A 21,830-nucleotide genomic window follows, 5' to 3' on the forward strand; every position below is an offset into this window, starting at 1 on the left:
CCCGCGCCCGGGGGCTTGTCACGGGGGGTTGTTGCAAACCCCGGGCCAACTAGACTGACCGCCCGGGGGGGGGGGGGGGGTTGCCCCCCCCCCCCCCGCCCCGCGCGCCCCACCTCACCTTACGGAGATACGCATGCCGGTGAACCAGATGCCGCGCCCGTCCCGGCGGCTGCCTGTCGGCTGGGCCATCGCCCTTTCGTTCGACTTCCTCGCCACGGTCCTGACGGCCCTCGTGCTGTGCGCCCTGGGCCTGCTGCTGCCCGGGATCACGGAGGACTACGGCCCCACCACCGAGTCCACGTCGCCCAGGGCCCTGGCCTGCTTCCTGGCCGCGCTCGCGCTGGTCTCGTCACTTGGAGGGACGGCGGTCCTCCTCTCGCGGGCCGGGACCGGGCGCTCGCGCACCCTCGGCCTGTGGCTCTCGGCCGTTCGGCTCGGGCTGATCGTGCTCTCGGCCGCCGCCTTCGTCGCGTACGGCATCGTCACTGTCGAGCTCGCCTGACGCGGCCCGTCCTACGCCGGTGCCAGGTTGCGGGCGCGGGCCGGGAGGCTGCGCAGACCGCCGCGATGGCCTACCGGCTGGTGATGACCATCACCGACGCGGTCCGCCGCGCCACCCAGAAGCGACTCACGGGCAAGGAGGAGGAGCTCAGCGAGGACGCGGAGAAGATGGCGCCGGGCTGGTCGGCCAACCAGCTGCGCGGCGTCCTCGGCGACGACATCCTCGCCGAGCTGATGGCGGGGGCGGACTGGCCGGTGATGGTTCGCCAGCTGGTCGGGCTCCAGCAGGCCGGAGTCGACCTCGGTGTTCGGGAAGTTGACGAGCAGCCAGGCCGGCCGCGTGCTGCGCAGCTTCACCGAGGCGCCGATCTCCGCCAAGCTCTGGTCCGCCAAGCCTCAGGCACGGTGGAAGAAGCTGCTCGACATCATCGAGCCCAAGCTGACCGCCCGCTCGGACCGAGAATTGCTTGAGGCGGTACGCGCCTTCACCGGGACCCCGGACAAGCTGGCCAGCGACACCAAGATTGCTCGGCTGGCTGCCCCCCGGCGCGTCGTACGGCGCCCGAAGAAGAAGTGAGTGGGTGGGCTCCATACCCGGAGCCCACCCACTTGCCTACGCCCAGCCCACGCCCAGCTTCGCGAGGGCGGCGAGCGGGTCGGCGGTGAGCTTGTCGGCGATGAGCTTGTCGCGCCGGCTCTTGGTGTTGGAGACCCATACACCCAGCTTCACGATCACCGGCTCCGCCTCGCCCTTGACCGCGAACTTCCTGCATGCGCCCTCGGGACCGGCCGGTCCGCACCTTCCCACGCGACCCACTGCGTAAGGGCCTCCAGGCCCCGCTGGAACACCTGCTGTGCCTTGGCTCGGACCCTTCGCTGCACGACCGGCTGCCGGGGCGGGAGAGGGCGCCTGGTCGGGCTGCACGCCCAGCGTGGTCAGCCGCTCCTGCTGTTCGGGCAGGAGCCGCGCCCAGGTGGCCGGCTGCTTCTGCTGCCGGAGCCACTTGCCGACGTCGTCGCCGTAGAAGACGACGCCCGGCGCGATGTAGGGCAGGACGCCGTCGGCGTCGAACAGGTCCGCCAGGACGCGGTTGTGAATGGGTGCGGTGGTGGCACTGGCTGGGCGTCAGCCAGGGCGGGACGGCTGTCCCTGCTCACGTTGCACAGCGGTAGTGATTATGGCTGTCACAGGGTGACCAAGCTGCTGCCGTCAGGCGCCAATCGCGAAGATGGCTGGCTGCCATTGGCGCGGCTGTTCACAACTGGTGCTGGCCTGGGTTGATGGCGTTACGAGGGTGTCGTTTTGCTGGTGAAGGCCGCTGTCGTTTGGTGGGTGGGCTGTATGTCGCCCCTGTGGGTGGGTGTGGCGAAACGGTGGGTGGGGCCGTGTGGGCCTTGACCCCGGATTTTGAACACGTCTATGCGGCTTGGGCCGGGGTAGTTGCTGTCGCTCGACGTGCCGATCGCGGAGCGGCCCGCCCCGATGATCAAGTCGCCTTCCCAGTGTCCGGGGACCGTACGGTCCCCGGCCTCGGCGGGCCGTTCACTGAGGATGACGTCCGCGGTGACATGCCCCTGCGGCTTGCTCTGCGACCGTGCGCGGGGAACCCGCAGCGCCCGGCCGGTGCGCAGACACGCGACCAGTTCCCGCTTGAGCGCGCCACGGCCTTCGATGAACAGCGCCTGGCAGATCGACTCGTGGCTGATGCGCATGGACTCATCATCGGGGAAGTCGACATGGAGCCGGTGCGAGATCTGCTCCGGGCTCCATGCCGTCGCCCACCGCCTGTCCTGCCGATGCGGCTTGTTCAGCCCTTTCCACCCAGGCGTCTCAGGCCCGGTGACGATCATGCCGTCGGGGTGACGGACGCTGCCGGCGAGCCGCTCCTGCACGTACTCACGCAACCTTTCGTCGCCTGCGAGCTTCGCGGTCTTCGGGCGCTTCGCAGCCTGCTGCGCTTTCCACTGCGCCACCAGAGCCCGGTAGACCGGTTTGCCGCCCCGGGTCGCCGCGTTGCGGCGCAGCTCGCGTGAGATCGTGCCCGCGTCGCGGCCGATCCTGCGAGCGATCTCCCGCACGCCGAAAGTAGATCCGGACCGCACCCGCCCCCTGACCGGTGACGCCCTGGGTGTAACAGGAAGGAACCTGCCAGGGTGGCGAGCAGCGCGGCCGGCAGGAGCAGCCGACGGAACATCCGGAACATGCGGGGCGGACGGTGTCGGCGGAGCGTATGGAGCGGGCCGCTCCGGTGGATGGCGCGTGCGGTGTTCATCAGGGCCCTCCTCGCTCGGGTCAGTGGCCGAAGCCGAACCAGTTGACGTTGACGAAGTCGGCGGGCTGGCCGCTGGTGAAAGTCAGGTAGACGTCGTGGGTGCCCGTCACGGCGGTGATGTTGGCCGGCACCGTCCGCCAGCTCTGCCAACCGCCGGTGTTCGCCACGGAGAAGCTGCCGATCGGCGGGGCGGTCCTGCTGTCGAGGCGGACCTCCACGAGGCCGCTGGCCCCGCCCGCGGCGCCGCTCGCCACCCGGCCGAGGAACTGCCGCGCGGGGGTGGCACCGAAGTCCACGCCCTGGTAGCGGGCCCAGTCGCCGTTGCCGATCGTCGTGAGGTCCTGGCCGCCACCGGTGTCGGTGGTCGTTTCGTGTACCACGCCCGCCTGGCCGTCGTGGGACTCGGCCTGGATCGCGGCGTACGCGTCGCGGTGGCCGGGCGGGGGTGTGCTGGGGGGAGTCGTCGGCGGTGTGGTGGGCGGGATCGTGGGCGGGGTCGTGCCACCGGTCGAGCGGAGGACCGACACGTAGTCGACGACCATCGGGTGGCCCGGCTGGGTGCCCGCGTCGGGGCCGCCGCCGAAGGCCGCCGGGAACTCCCCGCCCATCGCCACGTTCAGGATGATGAAGTAGCCGTGGTCGGTCGCGTTGGTCCAGGTCGCCGCGTCCACCTGACTCGCCCGTACGGTGTGGTAGTTGGAGCCGTCGACGTAGAAGCGCATCTCCTCCACCGCTATCGACCTGTCCCACTCCACGGCGTACGTGTGGAACCCGGACTGGCAGCTGGTGCCCGGGCAGACGGTCTGGCCGCCGATGCCGGACTTCTCGTTGCAGGGCCCGCCCGGGCTGGTGCCGCAGTGCATCGTGGCCCATACCTGGTTGATGCCCTGTACGTTCTCCAGGATGTCGAGCTCGCCCACGCCCGGCCAGTTCCACCAGTTGCCGCGGTAGGGGGTGCCCAGCATCCAGAACGCCGGCCAGTAGCCCTTCGCCGCCGGGCCCGTCACGTTCGGCATCTGGATGCGCGCCTCGGTGCGCATCTTCCCGCCCGCCGGAGGCTCGAAGTCGGCTCGTCTCGTCTCTATTCGGCCCGAGGTCCAGTTGCCGGCGGCGTCCCGCCTCGGGGTGATGCGGAGGTTGCCCGCGCCGTCGAGCGAGACGTTGGCGGGGTCGGCGGTCATCGTCTCGATCTCACCGGTGCCGAAGCCCCCGGGCCCGCCGGGGTAGCTCGTCCCGGTGGTGTACTGCCAGTTCGCGGTGTTCACGCCGGAACCCGCGGCCCCGTCGAAGTCGTCCAGGAACACCTGGGACCAGCCGGCGGGGGCGAGGGGAGCCGCGGCGCTGGCCGGCAGGGACAGGGCCGCCGCTGCGGCGGCGATCACGGCCACGGCGGCCAGTGTGGCCGTGCGGGCCCGTCGGACGGTGGGTCGCCCGCTGTGGGATGTCCGGTGCATGGATGCCCTCTCTGAGGCGCCGCGAGGCGCCGGTGGGGGGAGGATCAGAGGCGGGGGAGCGGTGGGGCGCCCTTTTTGAGAGCGCTCTCAAGCGCTGCCGCTGACACTGTGCTCCCCACCCCACGGGGCGTCAAGACATTGCGCCGGAAAAGGGCGTGGGAGGGAGAGAGGGTTCAACCGTTGAACACCGGCCGGGCCGGACCGCGCCTAGGGAAGCCGCTGCCCCGCGCCCGGCACCCCGTGCCCGGCACCCCGCGCCCGCCGGAACCCGCCGACGCCCGGGTGCCCGCCGGCCTTTCGAGGCGTCCGTCACCCGTCCGGGCCAACCCGCCGCGTCCGGATCACTCCGGCGGCCAGAGCACCTCGTCGGCGCCGGGCAGGTCGTGGACCGCCGACGCCGTTCCCGTCAGGGGCAGCAGCCCTTCGAGCGGGCACACCACCGATGTCTCGTGGTCGACCTCCCACTGCCCGGCCGCGTTCCCGCCGGCCCGGTCCGTGGTGCACACGGCGTACAGGTGGCCGGAACATCCCCGGCAGAGCAGGGTCTGGTGTCCGCTCATGACGGGCCCTTCTGGAGTGCGGCCCCGGCGAACGCCCGGACCGCGGGGGACATCGGGACCTCCGGCAGGGCCGGCGGGTTGCGCCGCGCGCTCCGTTCCGCAGGCCGGGGGCCGCGCCGCGCCGGAATGCCGGGTGCGCGCCGCGCTTGTAGCGTCGGTCGCGTCGGGAGTCCGGGTGACCCGACGAGAATCCGCCGGCCGGTTCGCTTGCGCGGAACACCTCCCGTCAGTGTGCCGCGCCACCCGTGCGCCGCCCGAGTCAGCGCCGAGCAGGTTCGCCCCCCGCGCCAAGACCGGGCACACGGGCAGTCCCCGTACGAGAGGCCGTGCCGATGTCGAACGATGCCGCGACCGCCCCGATAGCCCAGGTGGCCCCGTCGGCCCCGATCGCGAGTCTGATCCGGGTGGAGAGGGGCCTGGCAGCCCCCGAGGAACTGGCCGCCATCGCGGTCGTGGTCGCCTGCTACGCGCGCCGGACCGGTCGCGAGCGCGACGCGGCCGAGCCGAAGGGCGCCGGCCCCGGGCACGGCGGTCGCCGTCCCGCCCGGGCGAACGCCGGCTGCTGGGCAGGATGCTGGGCCTGCCGCTGAGCCCCTTCCGCCGGCCGCGCGCACGGCCGGCGGAAGGGAGAGCGAGGTCGTCACGCCCGGCGCAGCACCGTGGACATGACGTCGAGCAGGACCGCCCGGGGGTCGGAGACCGCGTCCTCGGACCGCCACGCGACGAATCCGTCCGGCCGTACGAGCACGGCCCCCTCGGGCGTCAGCTCGTGGGCCGCCGCCCAGTCGGCGTCGCCTTCCGGAACCAGGTCGGCACCCCGGCCCGAGCCGATCGCGTATCCGTCCAGCCGCACCGACAACTGCCCGGCCACCTCTTCGGCGGCCTCGCGCCACGGCGTGCCCACGCCGCTGAGCAGGACGAAGGACCGCTCGTACAGGTCCAGGGTGGAGACGCGCTCACCCGCCCGGGTCACCCACAGGTGCGGGGCGCGGGTACCCGTGTCACCCGTCAGGCGCAGCGCCTCCGGGATGATCGGCCGGCCGGGATCGCCCCCGACGACCGCACCCTGCGGGTAGCTGTAGCCCATCGCCGTGGTGAGGACCCCGCTGCCGGGCCCGCCGCCCATGGTGGGCGGAGGCGCGTACCCCGGGTGGCTGTGCTCCGCCGAACGGGCCGAGGCGCGCTCGCTCGTGGCCCGGGCCACCGGGAGCCGCTCGGCCTCGTACGTGTCGAGCAGCTCCATCCCGGCCGATCCGTCCAGCACGGCCGCGATCTTCCAGGCCAGGTTGTGCCCGTCCTGAATGCCGGTGTTGGAGCCGAACGCCCCCGTGGGGGCCATCTCGTGGGCCGCGTCCCCGGCGAGGAACACCCGTCCGGACGAGTACCGCTGCGCCACCCGTTCGGCCGCGTGCCACGGCGCCTTGCCGCCGATCTCCACGTCCAGGTCCGGTACGCCGATCGCGTTGCGGATCTGGGCCACGCAGCGCTCGTCGGTGAAGTCCTCCAGGGTCTCGCCCCGGTCGGGGTGCCACGGGGCGTGGAACACCCACTGCTTGTCGTTGTCCACCGGCAGCAGCGCCCCGTCGGCTCCGGGCCGCATCAGGTAGCAGACGATGAACCGCAGGTCGCCCAGGGCCTCGGCGAGCCGCTCCGAGCGGAAGGTGACGCTCACGTTGTGGAACAGCTCGCCGTTACCCGTCTGGGGGATCCGCAGCTGCTCGCGGACGGGGCTGCGGGGCCCGTCCGCCGCGATCAGGAAGTCGGCGCGCACGGTGGTGTGCTCGCCGGTCTCCCGGTCCTTCACCACGGCGCTCACCCCCGTGGCGTCTTGGTCGAAGCTCATCAGTTCGGTGGAGAACCGCACGTCGGCGCCCTGCGCGCGGCTCTGCGAGGCCAGCACCGGCTCGATGTTGTTCTGGCTGCACAGGCACCACCCGGTCGGGCTGAAACGCCGGAGCGCCCCGGCCGGGTCGATGGCCTTGACCAGCCACTTGTGGTTGTCACCGGTCAGTGACTCGGTCTGCAGAATGCCCTGGTTGCCCTCCAGTACGGACGCCGCCCGGCGGATCGCGCTCTCGGCTCCCGCCGTACGGAACAGCTCCATCGTTCGGGCGTTGATGCCTCGGCCGCGCGGGTGCGCGGAGGTGCCGGAGTGCTTCTCGACCAGCAGGTGCCGCACTCCGTGGCGACTCAGGAACAGCGAGGTGGACAGGCCCACGAGAGAGCCGCCCACGACGAGAACCGGTACGCGAACATCGGCTTTGTCTTCCATCAGCTGCGGGCTCCTGTTTTCTGTGTGGGGGAGTGGAGTCTTTATGCCCCCGATCCAAGATCAGGCCCAGTTGATTCGCCGGTTGTCACCCGCTTGATCCGGACATGTAGCGGTACGTGCCCTTTCGGATGACGATGAGCGACAGCGGATCACCCTGAGACGCGCCGGCCCGCCCCGTCCCGAACGAGGCGGCCACCGGCCCGGGAGACCGCCACCGGTGACGGACGAGGGGTCCGTACGCGATGGATCTCCACCCCCTCATGAAGGAGTGAGTAGATGACAACCACCCTGTCCGAACGGGTGTCGCAGTCAGCCTTCGACGGCTCCATGCTCCGGGTCGTCCTCCTGATGGACCTCCACGAGGGGACCCAGCAGCAGTTCTTCGAGGCGTACGAGAAGCTCCGCCACGACATCGCGTCGGTCCCGGGCCACATCAGCGACCAGCTGTGCCAGTCCTTCGAGAACCCTTCGCAGTGGCTCATCACCAGCGAGTGGGAGAGCGCCCCGCAGTACCTCGCCTGGGTGAACAGCGAGCACCATGCCGAGCAGGTGAAGCCCCTGGGCGCCTGCGCCCGCGCCATGCGCCCGCTGAAGTTCACCGTCCTGCGCGAGACGGGACGCGGCTACGACCAGGTGGCCCGCCCGGCCTCGGCCCGCCTCCAGGCCGCCCCCCGGCTGGGCGCGGGCATCGTGCGCCACGCCCTCACCTTCACGGTGAAGCCGGGCAGCGAGGAGGAAGTCGCCTCCATCCTGTCGAGCTACGCCTCGCCGGAAGCCCGGGTCGACGACCACACCCGGCTCTGCCGGACCTCGCTGTTCATGCACGGCAACCGCGTCGTGCGCACGGTGGAGGTCCAGGGCGACCTGATGGCGGCGCTGCGCCACGTCTCCGAGCAGCCCGGGGTCCGGGCCGCCGAAGAGGCGCTCAACCCGCACCTGGAGAAGGACCGCAACCTCAACGATCCGGAGTCCGCCCGCATGTTCTTCATGCGCGCCGCCCTCCCCGCGGTCCACCACATCGAGGCCGGGGAACCGGAGAGCGCCGACGTACGGCGGCACGCGCTGTTCTACCCGGCGAAGCCCGGCTGCGGCCCGGCCCTCGCCAAGTTCCTCGCCCGACAGGACGAGGCCGCCGCGCACGGCGCCGAGAGCCCCGTGCGCAGCAGCAGCATCTTCCAGCGCGACGACATCGTCGTCCGCCTGGTCGACGTGCGCGGACCGCAGGGCGCCGAGCCCGACGCGGCCTACGGGATCCAGGACCCCCGCAAGGCGGCGGTGCTGGCCCGGCTGACGGACGCGCCCGCCGAGCGGTCCGGCGCCGCGCACCGCACGATGAACCTGGTCACCGACCGCCGGGCACCCGCGCAGTCCTGACCCCCGGTCCAGCCACCCCCAGCCTCGTCCAGGCTTCCCACACGCCAGGAGGAACCCCGTCATGACCAGACAGCGCCCACGCATCGTGGACCTCAGCGAGACGCCGCCCAACCGCCGGCGCGGAGGCGATCTCCGGGCGGTGCTCACCCCCACCTCGGTGGGGTCCACCAGCGGCTTCATGGGTCTGGCCGTGATGGCCCCCGGGGAGTCGATCGCCGAGCACTACCACCCGTACTCCGAGGAGTTCGTGTACGTGGTCGCCGGGCAGCTGGAGGTGGACCTCGACGGCGAGGCCCACCCGCTCCGCACCGACCAGGGGCTCCTCGTCCCGCTGAACGTCCGCCACCGCTTCCGCAACGTCGGCGACACCGAGGCCCGGATGGTCTTCCACCTCGGCCCGCTCGCCCCGCGTCCGGAGCTCGGCCACGTGGACACCGAGGAGGCACCGCACCCGGAGAGCACCGCCTGGGAGCAGCCCCCGGACCGTACCGGGGTGGTCTCATGACGCGCCGCCGGGTGGCGGTCACCGGGGTCGGCGTCGTCGCCCCCGGCGGGATCGGCGTCTCCGCCTTCTGGGACCTGCTGTCCAACGGGCGTACGGCGACCCGCGGCATCACCCTCTTCGACCCGGCCGGGTTCCGCTCCCGGATAGCCGCCGAGGTCGACTTCGACCCCGCCGCGCACGGCCTCACCGAGGGCGAGGCGGCCCGGGCCGACCGGTACATCCAGTTCGCCCTGGTCGCCGCCCGCGAGGCGGTCCGGGACTCCGGTCTCGACCTCACCACCGACGAAGCCTGGCGGACCGGGGTCTCCCTCGGCACCGCCGTCGGCGGAACCACCCGCCTGGAGCACGACTACGTGGCCGTGAGCCAGTCCGGCGCCTGGTGGGACGTCGACCACAAGCTCGCCAGCCCCTTCCTGCACCGGGCGTTCACGCCCGCCACCCTCGCCTCCGCCGTCGCGGAGCAGACGGGTGCGCGCGGCCCGGTGCAGACCGTCTCCACCGGCTGCACCTCCGGGCTCGACGCCATCGGGTACGCCGTCCACTCCATCGAGGAGGGGCGGATGGACGTCTGCATCGCCGGCGCCTCCGACTCACCCGTCTCGCCCATCACGGTGGCCTGTTTCGACGCCATCAAGGCGACCTCCCCCAACAACGACGACCCGGCCCACGCCTCCCGGCCCTTCGACGCCGACCGGGACGGTTTCGTCCTCGGCGAGGGCGGCGCCGTCCTCGTCCTGGAAGAGCTGGAACATGCCCGCGCCCGCGGCGCGACCGTGTACTGCGAGATCGGCGGCTACTCCACCTTCGGCAACGCCCACCACATGACCGGGCTGACCACCGAGGGCCTGGAGATGGCCCGCGCGATCGAGACGGCCCTGGCCCAGGCCCGCATATCCCCGTCCGACATCGACTACGTCAACGCGCACGGCTCCGGGACCAAGCAGAACGACCGCCACGAGACGGCGGCCGTCAAGCGGGTCCTCGGGGACCACGCGTACAAGACGCCGATGACCTCCATCAAGTCGATGGTGGGCCACTCCCTCGGCGCCATCGGGGCGATCGAACTCGCCGCATGCGTCCTCGCCATGACCCACCAGGTGGTCCCGCCGACGGCGAACTACGAGACGCCGGACCCCGAGTGCGATCTCGACTACGTGCCCCGCACCGCCCGCAGCCGCACGCTGCGCAGCGTGCTGTCGGTCGGCAGCGGCTTCGGCGGGTTCCAGTCCGCCGTCGTCATGAGCCGGCCGAAGGAGGAGGTCTCGTGAGCAGCCGTACGGTCATCACCGGCATCGGGGTCGTCGCGCCCAACGGAATCGGCGCCGACGCCTTCTGGAAGGCCACCCAGTCCGGCGTCAGCGTCCTGGACCGGGTCACCCGGCCCGGATGCGAGCACCTGCCGCTGCGCGTCGCGGGCGAGGTGCGGGGCTTCGACCCCGGCGCGATGGTCGAGGACCGGTTCCTCGTCCAGACGGACCGGTTCACCCACCACGCGCTCGCCGCCGCCGACCTCGCCCTGGAGGACGCCCGGCTCGGCCGGGCCGACTACGAGGACGACCCGTTCTCCGTCGGCGTCGTCACGGCCGCGGGCTCCGGCGGCGGTGAGTTCGGCCAGCGCGAGCTCCAGCACCTCTGGGATCAGGGCCCGCGCTTCGTCGGCCCGTACCAGTCGATCGCCTGGTTCTACGCCGCGAGCACCGGCCAGATCTCCATCCGCCGCGGCCTCAAGGGCCCCTGCGGGGTCGTCGCCAGCGACGAGGCCGGCGGGCTCGACGCCTTCGCGCACGCCGTCCGCGGCATCCGCCGGGGCAGCCGGGCGATGCTGGCCGGTGCGACGGAGGCACCGCTCGCGCCGTACTCCATCGTCTGCCAGCTGGAGTACGAGGGACTGAGCACCCGGAACGACCCCGAGCGCGCCTACCGGCCGTTCACCGCCGGCGCCTGCGGCTACGTACCCGCCGAGGGCGGCGCGATGTTCGTCGTCGAGGACGAGGAGGCCGCACTCGCGCGCGGAGCCACCGTGCGCGCCGTACTGGCCGGCCACGCTGCGACCTTCAGCGGCACCCGGCGGCCCGACGAGGCCGGCGAGGGCCTGGCCCACGCCATCCGCGGCGCCCTGCGGGAGGCGGGCTGCGCCCCCGAGGAGATCGACGTGGTCTTCGCCGATGCCCTGGGCACTCCACAGGCCGACGCGGCCGAGGCGGCGGCCCTCGCCGACGCCCTCGGCGCACACGGGCGCAGGGTGCCCGTGACGGCGCCCAAGACCGGGACGGGCAGGGCCTACTGCGCGGCCCCGGCCCTGGACACCGCCGCGGCGGTCCTGGCACTGGAACACGGGGTCGTCCCGCCGACCCCGAACGTCTTCGACGTGTGCCACGACCTCGACGTGGTGACCGGCAGCGCCCGCCCCGCGGAGCTGCGCACCGCGCTCGTCCTCAGCCGCGGCCGGATGGGCTCCAACTCCGCGCTCGTCCTGCGCAGGGGCCGCCCGGCGCCCGCTTAGCAGGCCAGCAGTCCCCTTCAGGAAGAGAGACGCCACCATGTCCGACCGACTGACCATGGAAGAACTGGCGGTCCTGATGAAGACCGCCGGCATCACCGTCGACCCCGCCGAGATGGCGGCCCGCCCCGACTCCGCCTTCGACTCCTACGGACTCGACTCGCTGGGCCTGCTCGGGATCGTCGGCGAGCTGGAGAACCGGCGCGGACGGGCGCTGCCCACCGACGCCGACCGTTGCAAGACCCCCCGCGAGTTCCTCGACCTCGTCAACAACAGCCTGATGACAGGAGCCTGAGATGGCACACACCGAGAACGAGATCACCGTCAACGCGCCCCTCGACCTGGTGTGGGAGGTGACCAACGACCTCCCCAACTGGCCGCAGCTGTTCAGTGAGTACGCCGCGCTGGAGATCCTCGAAGCGGAGGGGGACACGACCCGGTTCCGCCTCACCATGCACCCCGACGAGAACGGCACCGTGTGGAGCTGGGTCTCGGAGCGCACCGTCGACCGCGCCGCCCGCAGCGTGCGCGCCCGCCGGGTCGAGACCGGCCCCTTCGCGCACATGGACATCCACTGGCAGTACGACGAGGTGCCCGGCGGCGGCACCCGGATGAAGTGGACCCAGGACTTCGCGATGAAGCCGGAGGCCCCCGTCGACGACGCGTGGATGACCGACAACATCAACCGCAACTCCAAGGTCCAGATGGCGCTCATCCGGGACAAGATCGAGCAGCGCGCGAGCGAGGCCGGTGTTCCCGCCGTCAGCCGCCGGTGAACCGTCCGCTGTGACCGGCGGCATGCGGCCCGGGGCTTGTCGCCCGGGGCCCGTGACCCGCCGATCGTGATCCGCCCCCGAAGCGAAAGGCAGCAATCCGGATGCACCGCGCTCTCATCGTGGCCCGCATGGCGCCGGGATCGGCCCCCGACATCGCCGAGCTGTTCTCCGGCTCGGACGCGGGTGAGCTTCCGCACCTGGTCGGGGTCTCGCGCCGCAGCCTGTTCCAGTTCGGCGACGTGTACCTGCACCTGATCGAGTCCGAGCGGCCGCCCGGCCCGGCCATCGCGCAGGTCACCGAACACCCCGAGTTCCGGGACCTCAGCGACCGGCTCACGGCCTACATCAGCCCGCACAACCCGGACACCTGGCGCAGCCCGAAGGACGCCATGGCGCACGAGTTCTACCGCTGGGAGAACCCCGCCGCCAAGTGAACCGAGCGGTACGGACGGGACCCGCACACCCCGGTGTGCGGGTCCCGCCGCGCGTACCCGTCGCGGCCGGGCCGGGGGAGCGCCCCGCATCCGGAGCCGGGAGCCTCCGGCGCCCGTACGGGGCCGTCCGGCGCGTCGGCGACCACAGGGCGTGAGCTATGTTTGAACGCGAGTGACATGAGAAGGAGGCCCGCCGGTGTCATCGGGGCAGCAGGCACGCGCGCAGGCGGCCGCGATCACGCCGAGCGGCCGACAGCCGCTGGAGCCGGAGCAGGGGAAACCCCCGGCCGACCGGCTTCTCGCGCTCTTCGACGGCCACCGGCTCTCACCGGGGCAGCGCCGGATCGCCCAGTACCTGATCGACCACCTCACCGAGGCCGCGTTCCTGTCGATCACCGAGCTCGCCGAGCGGGTCGGCGTCAGCCAGCCGTCGGTGACCCGGTTCGCCGCCTCGCTGGGGTTCAGCGGCTATCCCGCCCTGCGGGACGTGCTCCAGCCGATCGCGCTGAGTGCGGTCGCCGGGTCCCCGGACATCCGTGAGCAGATCCGCCGCAACGAGCTCCAGGCGGCCGTCGACGCGGAGATCGAGAACCTGGAGAACGTGCGCCGGCTGCTCGCCGACACCAACCAGGTCCTCGACATCGGCCGCGAGCTGGCGGCCTCGGTGCCCCTGACCGTGCTGGGGCTGCGGATCTCGGTCTCCCTGGCGGAGTACTTCGCGTACGCCGCCCGGCGCATCCACCCCGACGTACGCCTGGTGACCCGCGGCGGCAGCGTCGCCTTCGACGCCCTCCTGCAGTCCCGGGCGGCCGGCGGGACCTGGGTGCTGGCCTTCGCCATGCCGCGGCACGCCAAGGAGACCCTGGCCGCGATCCGGGCCGCCCGCAGCACGGGGCTGCGCGTCGTGCTGATCACGGACCCCACGCTGGGGCCGCTGGTGGACGAGGCGGACGTGTCGCTGACGGCGGGGACCGGGTCGCGCCTGGTGTTCGACTCGTACGCGGCGCCCGGCATGCTGTCGGCGGCCCTCCTGCAAGCCATGGCCGACGCCGACCCGGAGCGCACGCAGGCGCGGCTCGAAAGCTACGAGCAGGTCGCCGACCAGCACGGATTCTTCCTGTAGCAGCCGGTCACGGCTGTTTGACCGCGGGGGATATTCAAACTTACCGGCGCATGAAATTTTTCATACGCTTGCTTACTCGACGGTATATATGTTTACTGGCGGCGGCGCTCCGGATCCACCAGATGCCAAGGAAGGCGTCCCCACGCCCTCCTGAAGAGACACCCGGCACGACGAACCTCCTCAGGTCGCGGCCCGGGTGCCGAGTCCAGGCTTTCGGATCCCGCTGAGCGCCCCGGCGGCCTCGGTCAACCCCTGGGCCGAGGCCGCCCACCCTGCACGTCTCGATCAGAGTTCGACACCCCTCGGAAGTGACGAGAATGCCCCAGACGGCCACCATCACGCGCAGCCCGGACTGGCCCCTCCAGGTCAAGGCGCCCGGGACCCACGACTGGGAACGCACGGCCTCGCGCTGGCTAAGGGACCTCCTCCCGGCCCGCTACGGCAGCTACCTGACGCTGAACCGCCACCACGCGATCCTCGTCCGGCACGTGCAGCTCCAGCTCCAGCACGAGATACGCGCGGTCCGCGTGGCCCTGCAGACCAGCCGGGCCGAGCTGCCCACGCTGGGCGTGGCCGAGTCCGTCATCGAGAACACCATCCGGATGTACGCGGTGGAGCTCGAACAGCTCAGCCGCCTCGCCCGCGGAGTCCGCCTCGTCGACGAGGCGCTGAAGGCCGCGCCGCGCAAGCGGTGACGACCGCGCGGTGCGGGCGCTGACGGCCTCGGGGTCCCGGGCGCCGGCTACGCGCGCCACGACCGCAGGCGGTCGGCCACATCGAAGACGGTCACGCGCAAGAGCCGGATGTCGGTGACGAGCTCGCTCCACTGCTCGTACGCGGCGTCGACCGCCCCGCCCCCGGAGGCCTCGATGTAGGCGACGGCCACCCCGTACGCGAAGTACTCGTTGTGGTCGGGGAGCGGCCGCAGCAGGACGATCGCCTCCAGGAGCGCCGCGGCCCGCCAGAAGGCGTCCGGGTCGTCCACGCGCAGACTGGGGGTGTTCACCCGGTGCCGGGCGACGGCCGCGACGAGAGCGGAGTGGTCGGCGACCTCCACGTCCTTGAACAGGGCCTCCTGACGCTCCAGCAGCCAGCGGTGGTCGATGTGCAGTTCCACGCGCCTCACGCCGCCCGGAAGCCCGGGCGGCCGGTGGCGCCGGCGCGCGGGTGGACGGTGGCGTGCGGGGGGACGGTGGTCTCGGCCATCCCCCGAGTATCCACGCCCGCGCCCCGCTCCGGAGGCCTTTCCGGCCCGGGCGCGGGGCGGGGCGGGAACGCTACGGCCCCGGCAGGGTGCGGCCGGGGCGGTTCGGGTCGACGAGACGGTGCGGGCCCGTCGCACACCGCTGCCATCGGCTCGTACGGTGGCTGAAACCGGCCCTGGGGATCCTGGCCGTTCCGGCCTGTCCGGTGGGTGGGGACGCGGACGTACCGCCGTGGTCCCGCCGACGAGCCCGCCGCCGTGGCAGCGGACCCGTACGAACGCGCCCGGGGGTCCGCTGCCGTGGTCAGGGCCCTGCGAGGGCGCAGGGGGTGCTCCCGTACGGGGCGCGGGCGTTCGCGCGGACCCCGATCCGCAGCCGTGCCCGGCGGTGGTCCGGCCGTTCGGGGCGGTGCGGACACACGGTGGACGGGCCGGTCTCAGGCTCTGGCCGGAAACAGCATGGTCTCGCTACCGTAAAGGTGTTCCATACCGGACCCTTTGCCTCCTACGGTCGGTGCAGCACAGTTCCGGACCAGGAGGCAGCGTGGAGCGCGAGATCGGCATCGATGAACTGGTGGCGGCGATGAAGGCCGTCGACGAGGCGGGTCGGCTCTTCGAGGACGCCCTCGCCGTGTACGGGGCACGCGGCCCCAAACGGACCGGCGACGACTTCAAGGTGGCGGGCGGCCCGGTCCAGACGCTCCAGGGCGCCGAGGAGATGGCCCGCGGCGCACGCCGGCACCTCGCGGATCTCGCGGTGATCGTCGGGTACGCGGCGGCCGGCCTGGAGGACCCGGTGGGCGGCCGCCTCGACGCGGTCCGCAAGGGATTCACCGGGGTCTCCGTCGGCGGCTCCCGCATGGCCCGCCCGCTGCTCGAACCGACCGTACGGGGGCTGCGGCTCCTGCTCGCCGTGGACCTCTTCGAGCCCGGGTTCCTGGAAGAGGTCGAGGAGGTCGTCCGCGCGGAGAAGGCCACCTACCCCGACCCGGCGACGTTCCGGGTCCCCGCCTCCGCCGCCCGCCCCGCGGCGGCCCGCTCCGCCTGAACCGGCTGCCGGGGGCCGGCCGGCCCGTGACCGCGGCCGGGCTCCCGTCGTCCCCGCCCACCCGGCGCCGCCCGGTGTCAGCCCACCGGGGAGGGGCTGCGGGGGTCGGTCGGGCGGGGGACGAAGACCGGGGAGTCCGACTGGTAGAAGAGGTCGATGTCGGCCTCCTCGCCGCCGACGATCAGGGTGTCCCAGGCGCCGCTCTCCCGCAGGGTTCGGAGGGTGGACGGGGCGATCGAGGCGAGGTGGGCGCGGAGTTCCGCGTCGCCGGGCAGACCGGGCATCCGGGGCGCCAGCCGCTCGCGGATCCCGCTCATGCGGTCCAGCAGGGCGTCCAGGTCGCTCCCGTCCGCGGGAGCGGAGGCGGGGCGGCTGCCGGCCTCCGAGCTGCGCGCGATGATGTCCTTGATGGCGTGGGTCACGCCCTGCTCGTCGGTGGTCACCATGGCGTTCCAGGCCCGGCTCTTGTGCCGGTACTGGAGCATGGACATCGCCGCCTCGTGCCGGATGAAGTCGGCGTCCCGCAGCGGCTTTCCCCGCCAGGAGCGGCTGAGCGAGCGGGCCAGCGAAGTGGCCGAGGCGAAACCGCTGTTGAGGCCGCGGCCCGGCCAGAAGTGGATCGCGTTGGCCGCGTCGCCCAGCAGGAAGCCGTAGGTGCCGGGGGCCGTCCCGGTCGGCCGGTGCAGCTGGGCGGTGAACCGCGGGCGCTGCACCATGTCCAGCCGGAACGAGGTGATCGCGGACAGGTCGTCCTCGGCCACCCCGAACAGGGCGAGGCCCTGCCGGATCTCCTTCCACAGGGGTGAACCGCGCAGCAGGGCGGGGAGGAAGAGGGTGCCGTGGGTGGGGCAGCGGAACTCGTTGTCCTCCTCCTGCCGGCTCATCAGGCACGGGCGGGCGGCGATGCACTCCTCGAAGACGTGGCGGACCGGGTCGATGCCGATGACGTTCCTGGCCTCCTCCCGGGTGAGCCGCATGTTCAGGAAGCCCTCGCCGCGCAACGAGTTGAGCAGGAAGCGGTTCTGCGACACGGTGAGCAGCACGCTCATCGGGTCAGGCAGCTGCGACTTGACGCGCAGTCCCAGCACGATGTCCTGCAGGTGCTCGCCGTCGAGGGAGTAGATCGACGCGTCGGCCGCGCCGAAGCGGTCCGCGTAGTGCTCCCGGGTGCGGGAGCGGCCCCCCTCGGCCACGACCAGGACGTGTTCCTGGGTGATCCGGCCCTGCTGCTCCGCCACGTCGAAGCGCTTGGGGACCAGGCGGATCGACGGTCTCCGGTTGGCCAGGTCCAGCAGCCGGTCCTCGATGTGGGCGATGCGGATGTTGCGCGGCGGGCGGCCGTCGACCGAGTCGGGGCCGACGGGCCACATCTCGGAGTAGGCGGCGCCGTCGTCGAAGAGTGCGGAGAGCACCTCCTCGGGCAGGGCGAGGTACTGCCGGCTCTGGACGGTCACCACCTGCTGGCGGCGGAAGTTGCCCTGGGTCTCGTCCTTCCAGACGACCGTGGAGCCCTTCCTCGTCCAGCGCCCGTCGTAGAGGGTGATGGCGGTCCGCCCGGGCAGGATCTCGTCGAGCGCCAGGGCGAAGGCCAGGCCCACCGGGCCGCCGCCCGTGACGGTGACCCGCAGCGTGCCGGGGTCCGCGGCGCTCGGCCGGGGCACGTCCATGAGGGAGAGGTCCATGACCGTCTCCATCGCGTCCTGCGCCTCGTAGAGGAACGTCTCGTCGCCGATGCGGATGCAGTCGTTCGGACGCAGCACGTGCCGCGTGACGCGCTGGTCGTTGACGAACGTACCGTTCCGGCTGTCCCGGTCGTAGAGGACGAAGCCGGCGTCCTCGGTGAGGATCTCGGCGTGCAGCCGGGAGGCGCTGGGACTGACGATGACGACGCTGCTCTCGCCCTTGCGCCCGAAGCTGAGGGGCTCGTGGCCCAGGACCACGCTCTGCCCCGTGAAGGGACCCGTGCGTCCAACGATGACCGAAGGCACTCCGACACTCCTTGGATGAGACGCCTGCTGACTGCTCGTACGACAGAACACGCCATCGAGAAGGTGTTCGGTTCAATCATTTTCGAAAGAGTTTGGCCCGTTCGTGAACCGGACGCGCCGGTTCGTACGTGATGTTGACGTCGGTAGGCGATCAGAGGAGAACCGCCCCCATGTACAACGAGGATTCCGAGACCGTGACGGAGAGAACGCTCGCGGCCACCACCGCGGCCGCGCCGGTTGTACCGGGCGGGGGGCCGGAACGGCTGATCGCCGGCCGGTACAGGCTGCTGTCCCGGCTCGGCGAGGGCGGCATGGGCACCGTGTGGCGGGCCCGTGACGAGACCCTGCACCGCGAGGTCGCGGTCAAGGAGGTCCGGGCCCCGGCCCACCTGCGGGACGGCGACATCGCGCGGATGTACAGCAGGCTGGAGCGGGAGGCGTGGGCGGCGGCCCGGATACCCGACCGCAACGTGGTGATGGTCCACGACGTGGTCACGGAGGACGACCGGCCCTGGATCGTCATGGAGCTGATCCGAGGGCAGTCGCTGGCCGACCTGCTGCGCGCCGAGGGGCCCCTGACCCCCCGGCACGTCGCGCACATCGGCGCGGAGGTGCTGGGCGCGCTGCGCGCCGCGCACGCCGTCGGGGTGGAGCACCGCGACGTCAAGCCGGCCAACGTGCTGCTCGCCGAGGACGGGCGGGTGGTGCTCAGCGACTTCGGCATCGCGGTGGTCGAGGGCAGTACCGCGCTGACCATGACCGGCGAGGTGGTCGGCTCGCCCGAGTACCTGCCGCCGGAGCGGGCGCTGGGCCGCCCCTCGGGTCCCGAGTCGGACCTGTGGTCGCTGGGCGTGATGCTGTACGCGGCCGTGGAGGGAATCTCCCCGTTCCGGCAGGACACCGCGCTGAGCACCCTGCGGGCCGTCGTGGACGAGGAACCGCCGGTGCCGACCCGGGCGGGCCCGCTCGCCCCGGTCATCGCCGGGCTGCTGCGCAAGGAACCGGCCGAGCGGACCCCCGCCGCCGAAGTCGCCGGGGCCCTGCGGGGCATCGCCCACGAACCGGACGCCACCACGGCCGCCTCCCGCGTCCTGCCCGGGCCGGCGGAGCCCGCCACGGCTGTTACGGCCGCCACGGAGGCAGCCGACACCGCGGCGGCACGTCCCGCTGCGGCGACGGCCGCGGGGGCGGCGGGCGGCACGCCGGCGGGTGGCACGGGGTCGGGCGCCATGGGGACGGGCGCCATGGGGACGGGGCCCACCGCCACCACCGCGGAGGCCACCGCCGGTTCGGCCGCGGGTTCTGCCGCGCCCGCCGCGACCGCGCCGTCCGCCCCGGCGCCGTCCGCCCCGGCCCCGTCCGCCCCGGCCCCGTCCGTCCCGTCCGTTCCGACCGCCGGGCATCCGGCGGCGGCGCCGCCCGCCGGCCCGCCCCGCAAGCGCCGTACGGCCGTCTTCGTCGCGGCCGGCGCGGCCGCCTGCGTACTGATCGCCGGCGGTCTGGTGTACGCCCTCAGCGGCAACGGCGAGGGATCCGCCGCTGGTTCGGGCGGCGTACGGATGTCGGTGGCGGGCGCGAACACCACCTACACCGGCAGCTGCCCGACTCCCCAGAACCAGGCCCCCGCGTTCACCGCGACCTTCACCGCCTCCGAGCCCACCCTGATCTCCTACCGCTGGGTGTCCGGGGACGGCTCGGTGGTGGATCCGCACTGGCGCACCATGTCCATCGGGAGCAAGGCCAACCCCACCGGCCACGACACGGTGCGGCTGACGACCTACGCGAAGGCCGGCACCCTGACCACCGGAATGGCCGTGGAACTCCAGAGCCCCACCCGCACCACGTCCAACCCGGTCCCCTTCTCGATCACCTGCTCTGGCTGATCCCGACCGGCCGACCGTCTGTCCGGAACGGCGCACCGGGCTGCCGCAGCCTCTCGACGTACGCGGGCCAGTCCGGTCCCATCGCGGGCTTCAGTGCGGGTCCCAGTACGTTGACCAGGACCAGTCCGCGCGTCTGCCCGGGGTGTTCCTGCGCGTAGCGCAGGACGAGCATGCTGCCGAAGGAGCGCCCCACCAGCAGGTACGGTCCGGGCACCCCGGCCGGCGGTCAGTACCCGGTCCAGGTCCTGGGCCATGGCCGTAAGGGTCCGGGTGCCCCGCACGGGCGTGCTGCGGGTGCACCACCCTGACGCGGTGCAGCCGCGGCCGCCCTCGCCTGCGGTCTCGTCATGCGGCCAGGCTACGGGGCAGGCGCAGCCGTCGGAGCGGCGTGGGTTCGGTGCGCCTCAGGCCGGGGGCCACGGGTCCTCCTGGGGTATGGCGGGCTCCAGCGGGAGGGTCACGGACACCGCGTACCCGCCCTCCGGCCGCGGGCCCGTGTCGAAGGTGCCGCCGAGGGCCGTCGCCCGTTCGCGCATACCGAGCAGGCCGTTGCCTCTGCCGTCCGGGGAGTCGTCCGCGGGGCCGCACGACGACGGACCGTCGTCCTCCACCCGCAAGGTCACCGCGCGGCCCCTCCAGGTCAGGCGGACCCGAGCGGTCCGGGCGCCGGAGTGCCGTACGACATTGGTCAGTGCCTCCTGGACGATGCGGAAGGCGGCGAGATCCACGCCCGGCGGCAGCGCGCGGGCCGTTCCCTCGGAGGTCACCTCCACGGTGAGCCCGGCCGCGGCCGCCTGTTCGACCAGTTCGGCGAGCCGGTCGAGGCCGGGGGCGGGCGTTCGCGGAGCCTCGCCGGGGGCGCGCAGGGTGTCGAGCACCTGCCGGACCTCGCCCAGTGCCTCCTTGCTCGCCGCCTTGATCGTGGTCAGGGCCGTACGGGCCTGCTCGGGATCGGTGTCGAGGAGGGCCAGCCCGACCCCGGCCTGCACGTTGATCACCGAAATGCTGTGGGCCAGCACGTCGTGCAGCTCCCGCGCGATGCGCAGCCGCTCCTCGTCCACCCGCCGGCGTTCGGCCGCCGACCGCTCGGCCCGCTCGCGCGACCACTGCTCCCGGCGTACGCGCACGAGCTCGAAGACCGCCAGCACGGCGAGGATCCACGCGGTGGCCCCCACTTCCCGGGCCCAGGGCGTCGGGCCGTCGCCGGGCGGTGGAAGCCACCGGTAGAGCCAGTGCCCGATCAGCAGGTGCCCGGCCCACGTCAGCCCGACGGCTCCCCAGGCCGCCCGCCGGTGTCCGGCGATGACTGCCGCGAAGCAGGCCACGGCGAGACTGAGGAACACCGGACCGTAGGGGAAACCGGCCCCGAGGTAGGCAAGGGTGACGACGGCGACGCCGTAGGCCACGGCCACCGGGTACCGGTGGCGGACGAGCAGCAGCGCGGGCCCGAGGAGCAGCAGGAACCGACCGACCCAGTCCAGTGGAGCCCGGCCGGTCTGTGCCTGCCCGGCCCATCCCGCCGCGATCTGCGCGAACACGGCGACGCACAGCGTGGAGCGCCAGGCCGGGCCCCGCCCGGTCCGCTCCACCCATCGCCGCCACGGGGGTCCGAGGCGCTCGCGCTGCTCTCCCATACCCGCCACGCTAGACCTCGCCCGCCGTCACCGGCGTCACTCCGGCGTAGCGTTTTCCGGCATCCACCCCAGGTAGTACGCCGGGCTGTGCGGCTGTGCGGCTGTGCGGCTGTGCGGCCGTCCGGGATCCGGTCGACCCCGGCTTCTGCACGGCGGGGGACCGGCGCTAGAGTCCCGTGTTTGTTCGAATCGATGTGAACCGGGGGCTGGGATGAGCGCTAAACTGCGGGAGACCGCAGACGAGTTGGCGGACGTGTTGTGGCGGGAGCACACCGTCTACCGCGACCGAACGGGCGGCGTC

Annotated in this window: 23 protein-coding genes and 1 pseudogene; 14 read left to right on the forward strand and 10 right to left on the reverse strand. The window is 72.7% G+C overall.

The features are described 5' to 3' along the window. Window positions 1-133 precede the first annotated feature (133 nt). On the forward strand, window positions 134-502 hold the full coding sequence (locus ACFWTC_RS29635; protein ID WP_383925543.1) for a hypothetical protein: 369 nt from the start codon (window positions 134-136) through the stop codon (window positions 500-502). A gap of 11 nt (window positions 503-513) precedes the next feature. Here ACFWTC_RS29635 and ACFWTC_RS29640 read toward each other — a convergent pair whose 3' ends face one another. Next, entirely contained in the window at window positions 514-858 is a 345-nt protein-coding gene (locus tag ACFWTC_RS29640) for a hypothetical protein (protein WP_384029184.1), read from the reverse strand. On the opposite strand from ACFWTC_RS29640, the gene ACFWTC_RS29645 reads away from it, so the two are divergent. Further along, on the forward strand, window positions 842-1,078 hold the full coding sequence (locus tag ACFWTC_RS29645; protein ID WP_383925537.1) for a hypothetical protein: 237 nt from the start codon (window positions 842-844) through the stop codon (window positions 1,076-1,078). The genes ACFWTC_RS29640 and ACFWTC_RS29645 overlap by 17 nt on opposite strands. Before the next feature lie 36 nt (window positions 1,079-1,114). On the opposite strand, the gene ACFWTC_RS29650 is transcribed toward ACFWTC_RS29645, so the two are convergent. The 4 genes and pseudogenes from ACFWTC_RS29650 to ACFWTC_RS29665 form a co-directional block, all read right to left on the reverse strand. Continuing rightward, window positions 1,115-1,309: a hypothetical protein gene (locus ACFWTC_RS29650; protein ID WP_383925535.1), complete on the reverse strand. Its 195-nt coding sequence runs from the start codon at window positions 1,307-1,309 to the stop codon at window positions 1,115-1,117. A gap of 643 nt (window positions 1,310-1,952) precedes the next feature. After that, a pseudogene (locus ACFWTC_RS29655) lies at window positions 1,953-2,583 on the reverse strand (transposase); the annotation flags it as partial. Window positions 2,584-2,794: 211 nt separating this feature from the next. Continuing rightward, the gene (locus tag ACFWTC_RS29660) at window positions 2,795-4,228 is read right to left on the reverse strand and encodes a glycoside hydrolase family 16 protein (protein WP_384029186.1); all 1,434 of its coding nucleotides are present in this window, start codon (window positions 4,226-4,228) and stop codon (window positions 2,795-2,797) included. A gap of 341 nt (window positions 4,229-4,569) precedes the next feature. Continuing rightward, entirely contained in the window at window positions 4,570-4,788 is a 219-nt protein-coding gene (locus ACFWTC_RS29665; protein WP_383925529.1) for a hypothetical protein, read from the reverse strand. Between the two features lie 332 nt (window positions 4,789-5,120). Here ACFWTC_RS29665 and ACFWTC_RS29670 point away from each other — a divergent pair, with 332 nt between their 5' ends. After that, window positions 5,121-5,378, forward strand: coding sequence for an acyl-CoA carboxylase epsilon subunit (locus ACFWTC_RS29670; RefSeq protein ID WP_383925526.1), 258 nt, complete (start codon window positions 5,121-5,123; stop codon window positions 5,376-5,378). Window positions 5,379-5,428: 50 nt separating this feature from the next. Here ACFWTC_RS29670 and ACFWTC_RS29675 read toward each other — a convergent pair whose 3' ends face one another. Next, window positions 5,429-7,060 (reverse strand): FAD-dependent oxidoreductase, encoded by a 1,632-nt coding sequence (locus ACFWTC_RS29675; protein ID WP_383925523.1) that lies wholly within the window; start codon window positions 7,058-7,060, stop codon window positions 5,429-5,431. A 276-nt stretch (window positions 7,061-7,336) separates the two neighbouring features. Between ACFWTC_RS29675 and ACFWTC_RS29680 the strand changes: the two genes are divergently transcribed. From ACFWTC_RS29680 to ACFWTC_RS29720, 9 genes are all read left to right on the forward strand, one after another. Further along, entirely contained in the window at window positions 7,337-8,434 is a 1,098-nt protein-coding gene (locus tag ACFWTC_RS29680) for a SchA/CurD-like domain-containing protein (RefSeq protein WP_383925521.1), read from the forward strand. Between the two features lie 61 nt (window positions 8,435-8,495). After that, window positions 8,496-8,939, forward strand: a complete 444-nt coding sequence (locus ACFWTC_RS29685) for a cupin domain-containing protein (RefSeq protein WP_351282109.1) — start codon at window positions 8,496-8,498, stop codon at window positions 8,937-8,939. Beyond that, a complete protein-coding gene (locus ACFWTC_RS29690; RefSeq protein ID WP_383925517.1) occupies window positions 8,936-10,207 on the forward strand; it encodes a beta-ketoacyl-[acyl-carrier-protein] synthase family protein in 1,272 nt (423 codons plus the stop codon). Before ACFWTC_RS29685 ends, ACFWTC_RS29690 begins: the two co-directional genes overlap by 4 nt. Beyond that, window positions 10,204-11,442: a beta-ketoacyl synthase N-terminal-like domain-containing protein gene (locus tag ACFWTC_RS29695; RefSeq protein ID WP_383925515.1), complete on the forward strand. Its 1,239-nt coding sequence runs from the start codon at window positions 10,204-10,206 to the stop codon at window positions 11,440-11,442. The genes ACFWTC_RS29690 and ACFWTC_RS29695 overlap by 4 nt, the downstream gene beginning before the upstream one ends. Before the next feature lie 37 nt (window positions 11,443-11,479). Beyond that, the gene (locus ACFWTC_RS29700; protein ID WP_384029188.1) at window positions 11,480-11,734 is read left to right on the forward strand and encodes an acyl carrier protein; all 255 of its coding nucleotides are present in this window, start codon (window positions 11,480-11,482) and stop codon (window positions 11,732-11,734) included. Between the two features lies 1 nt (window position 11,735). Then, window positions 11,736-12,215 (forward strand): SRPBCC family protein, encoded by a 480-nt coding sequence (locus ACFWTC_RS29705; protein WP_383925509.1) that lies wholly within the window; start codon window positions 11,736-11,738, stop codon window positions 12,213-12,215. Between the two features lie 101 nt (window positions 12,216-12,316). Further along, window positions 12,317-12,649: a TcmI family type II polyketide cyclase gene (locus ACFWTC_RS29710; RefSeq protein WP_383925506.1), complete on the forward strand. Its 333-nt coding sequence runs from the start codon at window positions 12,317-12,319 to the stop codon at window positions 12,647-12,649. A gap of 196 nt (window positions 12,650-12,845) precedes the next feature. Further along, window positions 12,846-13,772 carry a MurR/RpiR family transcriptional regulator gene (locus ACFWTC_RS29715; RefSeq protein ID WP_383925503.1) on the forward strand — a complete coding sequence of 309 codons (927 nt, stop codon included), beginning with the start codon at window positions 12,846-12,848 and terminating at the stop codon, window positions 13,770-13,772. 317 nt (window positions 13,773-14,089) lie between these two features. After that, complete coding sequence (locus ACFWTC_RS29720; RefSeq protein ID WP_351274245.1) at window positions 14,090-14,467, forward strand: hypothetical protein; 378 nt, start codon at window positions 14,090-14,092, stop codon at window positions 14,465-14,467. Window positions 14,468-14,514: 47 nt separating this feature from the next. Here the strand turns inward: ACFWTC_RS29720 and ACFWTC_RS29725 are convergent, their stop codons facing one another. Then, complete coding sequence (locus ACFWTC_RS29725) at window positions 14,515-14,889, reverse strand: toxin Doc (protein ID WP_383925500.1); 375 nt, start codon at window positions 14,887-14,889, stop codon at window positions 14,515-14,517. A gap of 631 nt (window positions 14,890-15,520) precedes the next feature. Here ACFWTC_RS29725 and ACFWTC_RS29730 point away from each other — a divergent pair. Then, on the forward strand, window positions 15,521-16,024 hold the full coding sequence (locus ACFWTC_RS29730) for a hypothetical protein (RefSeq protein WP_384029190.1): 504 nt from the start codon (window positions 15,521-15,523) through the stop codon (window positions 16,022-16,024). A 77-nt stretch (window positions 16,025-16,101) separates the two neighbouring features. On the opposite strand, the gene ACFWTC_RS29735 is transcribed toward ACFWTC_RS29730, so the two are convergent. Continuing rightward, window positions 16,102-18,012 (reverse strand): FHA domain-containing protein, encoded by a 1,911-nt coding sequence (locus ACFWTC_RS29735; protein WP_384029192.1) that lies wholly within the window; start codon window positions 18,010-18,012, stop codon window positions 16,102-16,104. Window positions 18,013-18,323: 311 nt separating this feature from the next. On the opposite strand from ACFWTC_RS29735, the gene ACFWTC_RS29740 reads away from it, so the two are divergent. After that, the gene (locus ACFWTC_RS29740) at window positions 18,324-19,895 is read left to right on the forward strand and encodes a serine/threonine-protein kinase (RefSeq protein WP_384029218.1); all 1,572 of its coding nucleotides are present in this window, start codon (window positions 18,324-18,326) and stop codon (window positions 19,893-19,895) included. Here ACFWTC_RS29740 and ACFWTC_RS29745 read toward each other — a convergent pair. Together ACFWTC_RS29745 and ACFWTC_RS29750 are read right to left on the reverse strand one after the other, a co-directional pair. After that, the gene (locus tag ACFWTC_RS29745; RefSeq protein WP_384029194.1) at window positions 19,879-20,109 is read right to left on the reverse strand and encodes an alpha/beta fold hydrolase; all 231 of its coding nucleotides are present in this window, start codon (window positions 20,107-20,109) and stop codon (window positions 19,879-19,881) included. The genes ACFWTC_RS29740 and ACFWTC_RS29745 overlap by 17 nt on opposite strands. Before the next feature lie 190 nt (window positions 20,110-20,299). After that, window positions 20,300-21,529 carry a sensor histidine kinase gene (locus tag ACFWTC_RS29750; protein WP_383925489.1) on the reverse strand — a complete coding sequence of 410 codons (1,230 nt, stop codon included), beginning with the start codon at window positions 21,527-21,529 and terminating at the stop codon, window positions 20,300-20,302. Window positions 21,530-21,830 lie beyond the last annotated feature (301 nt).

The sequence above is a fragment of the Streptomyces sp. NPDC058619 genome, from assembly GCF_042717785.1.
Taxonomy (GTDB): Bacteria; Actinomycetota; Actinomycetes; order Streptomycetales; family Streptomycetaceae; genus Streptomyces.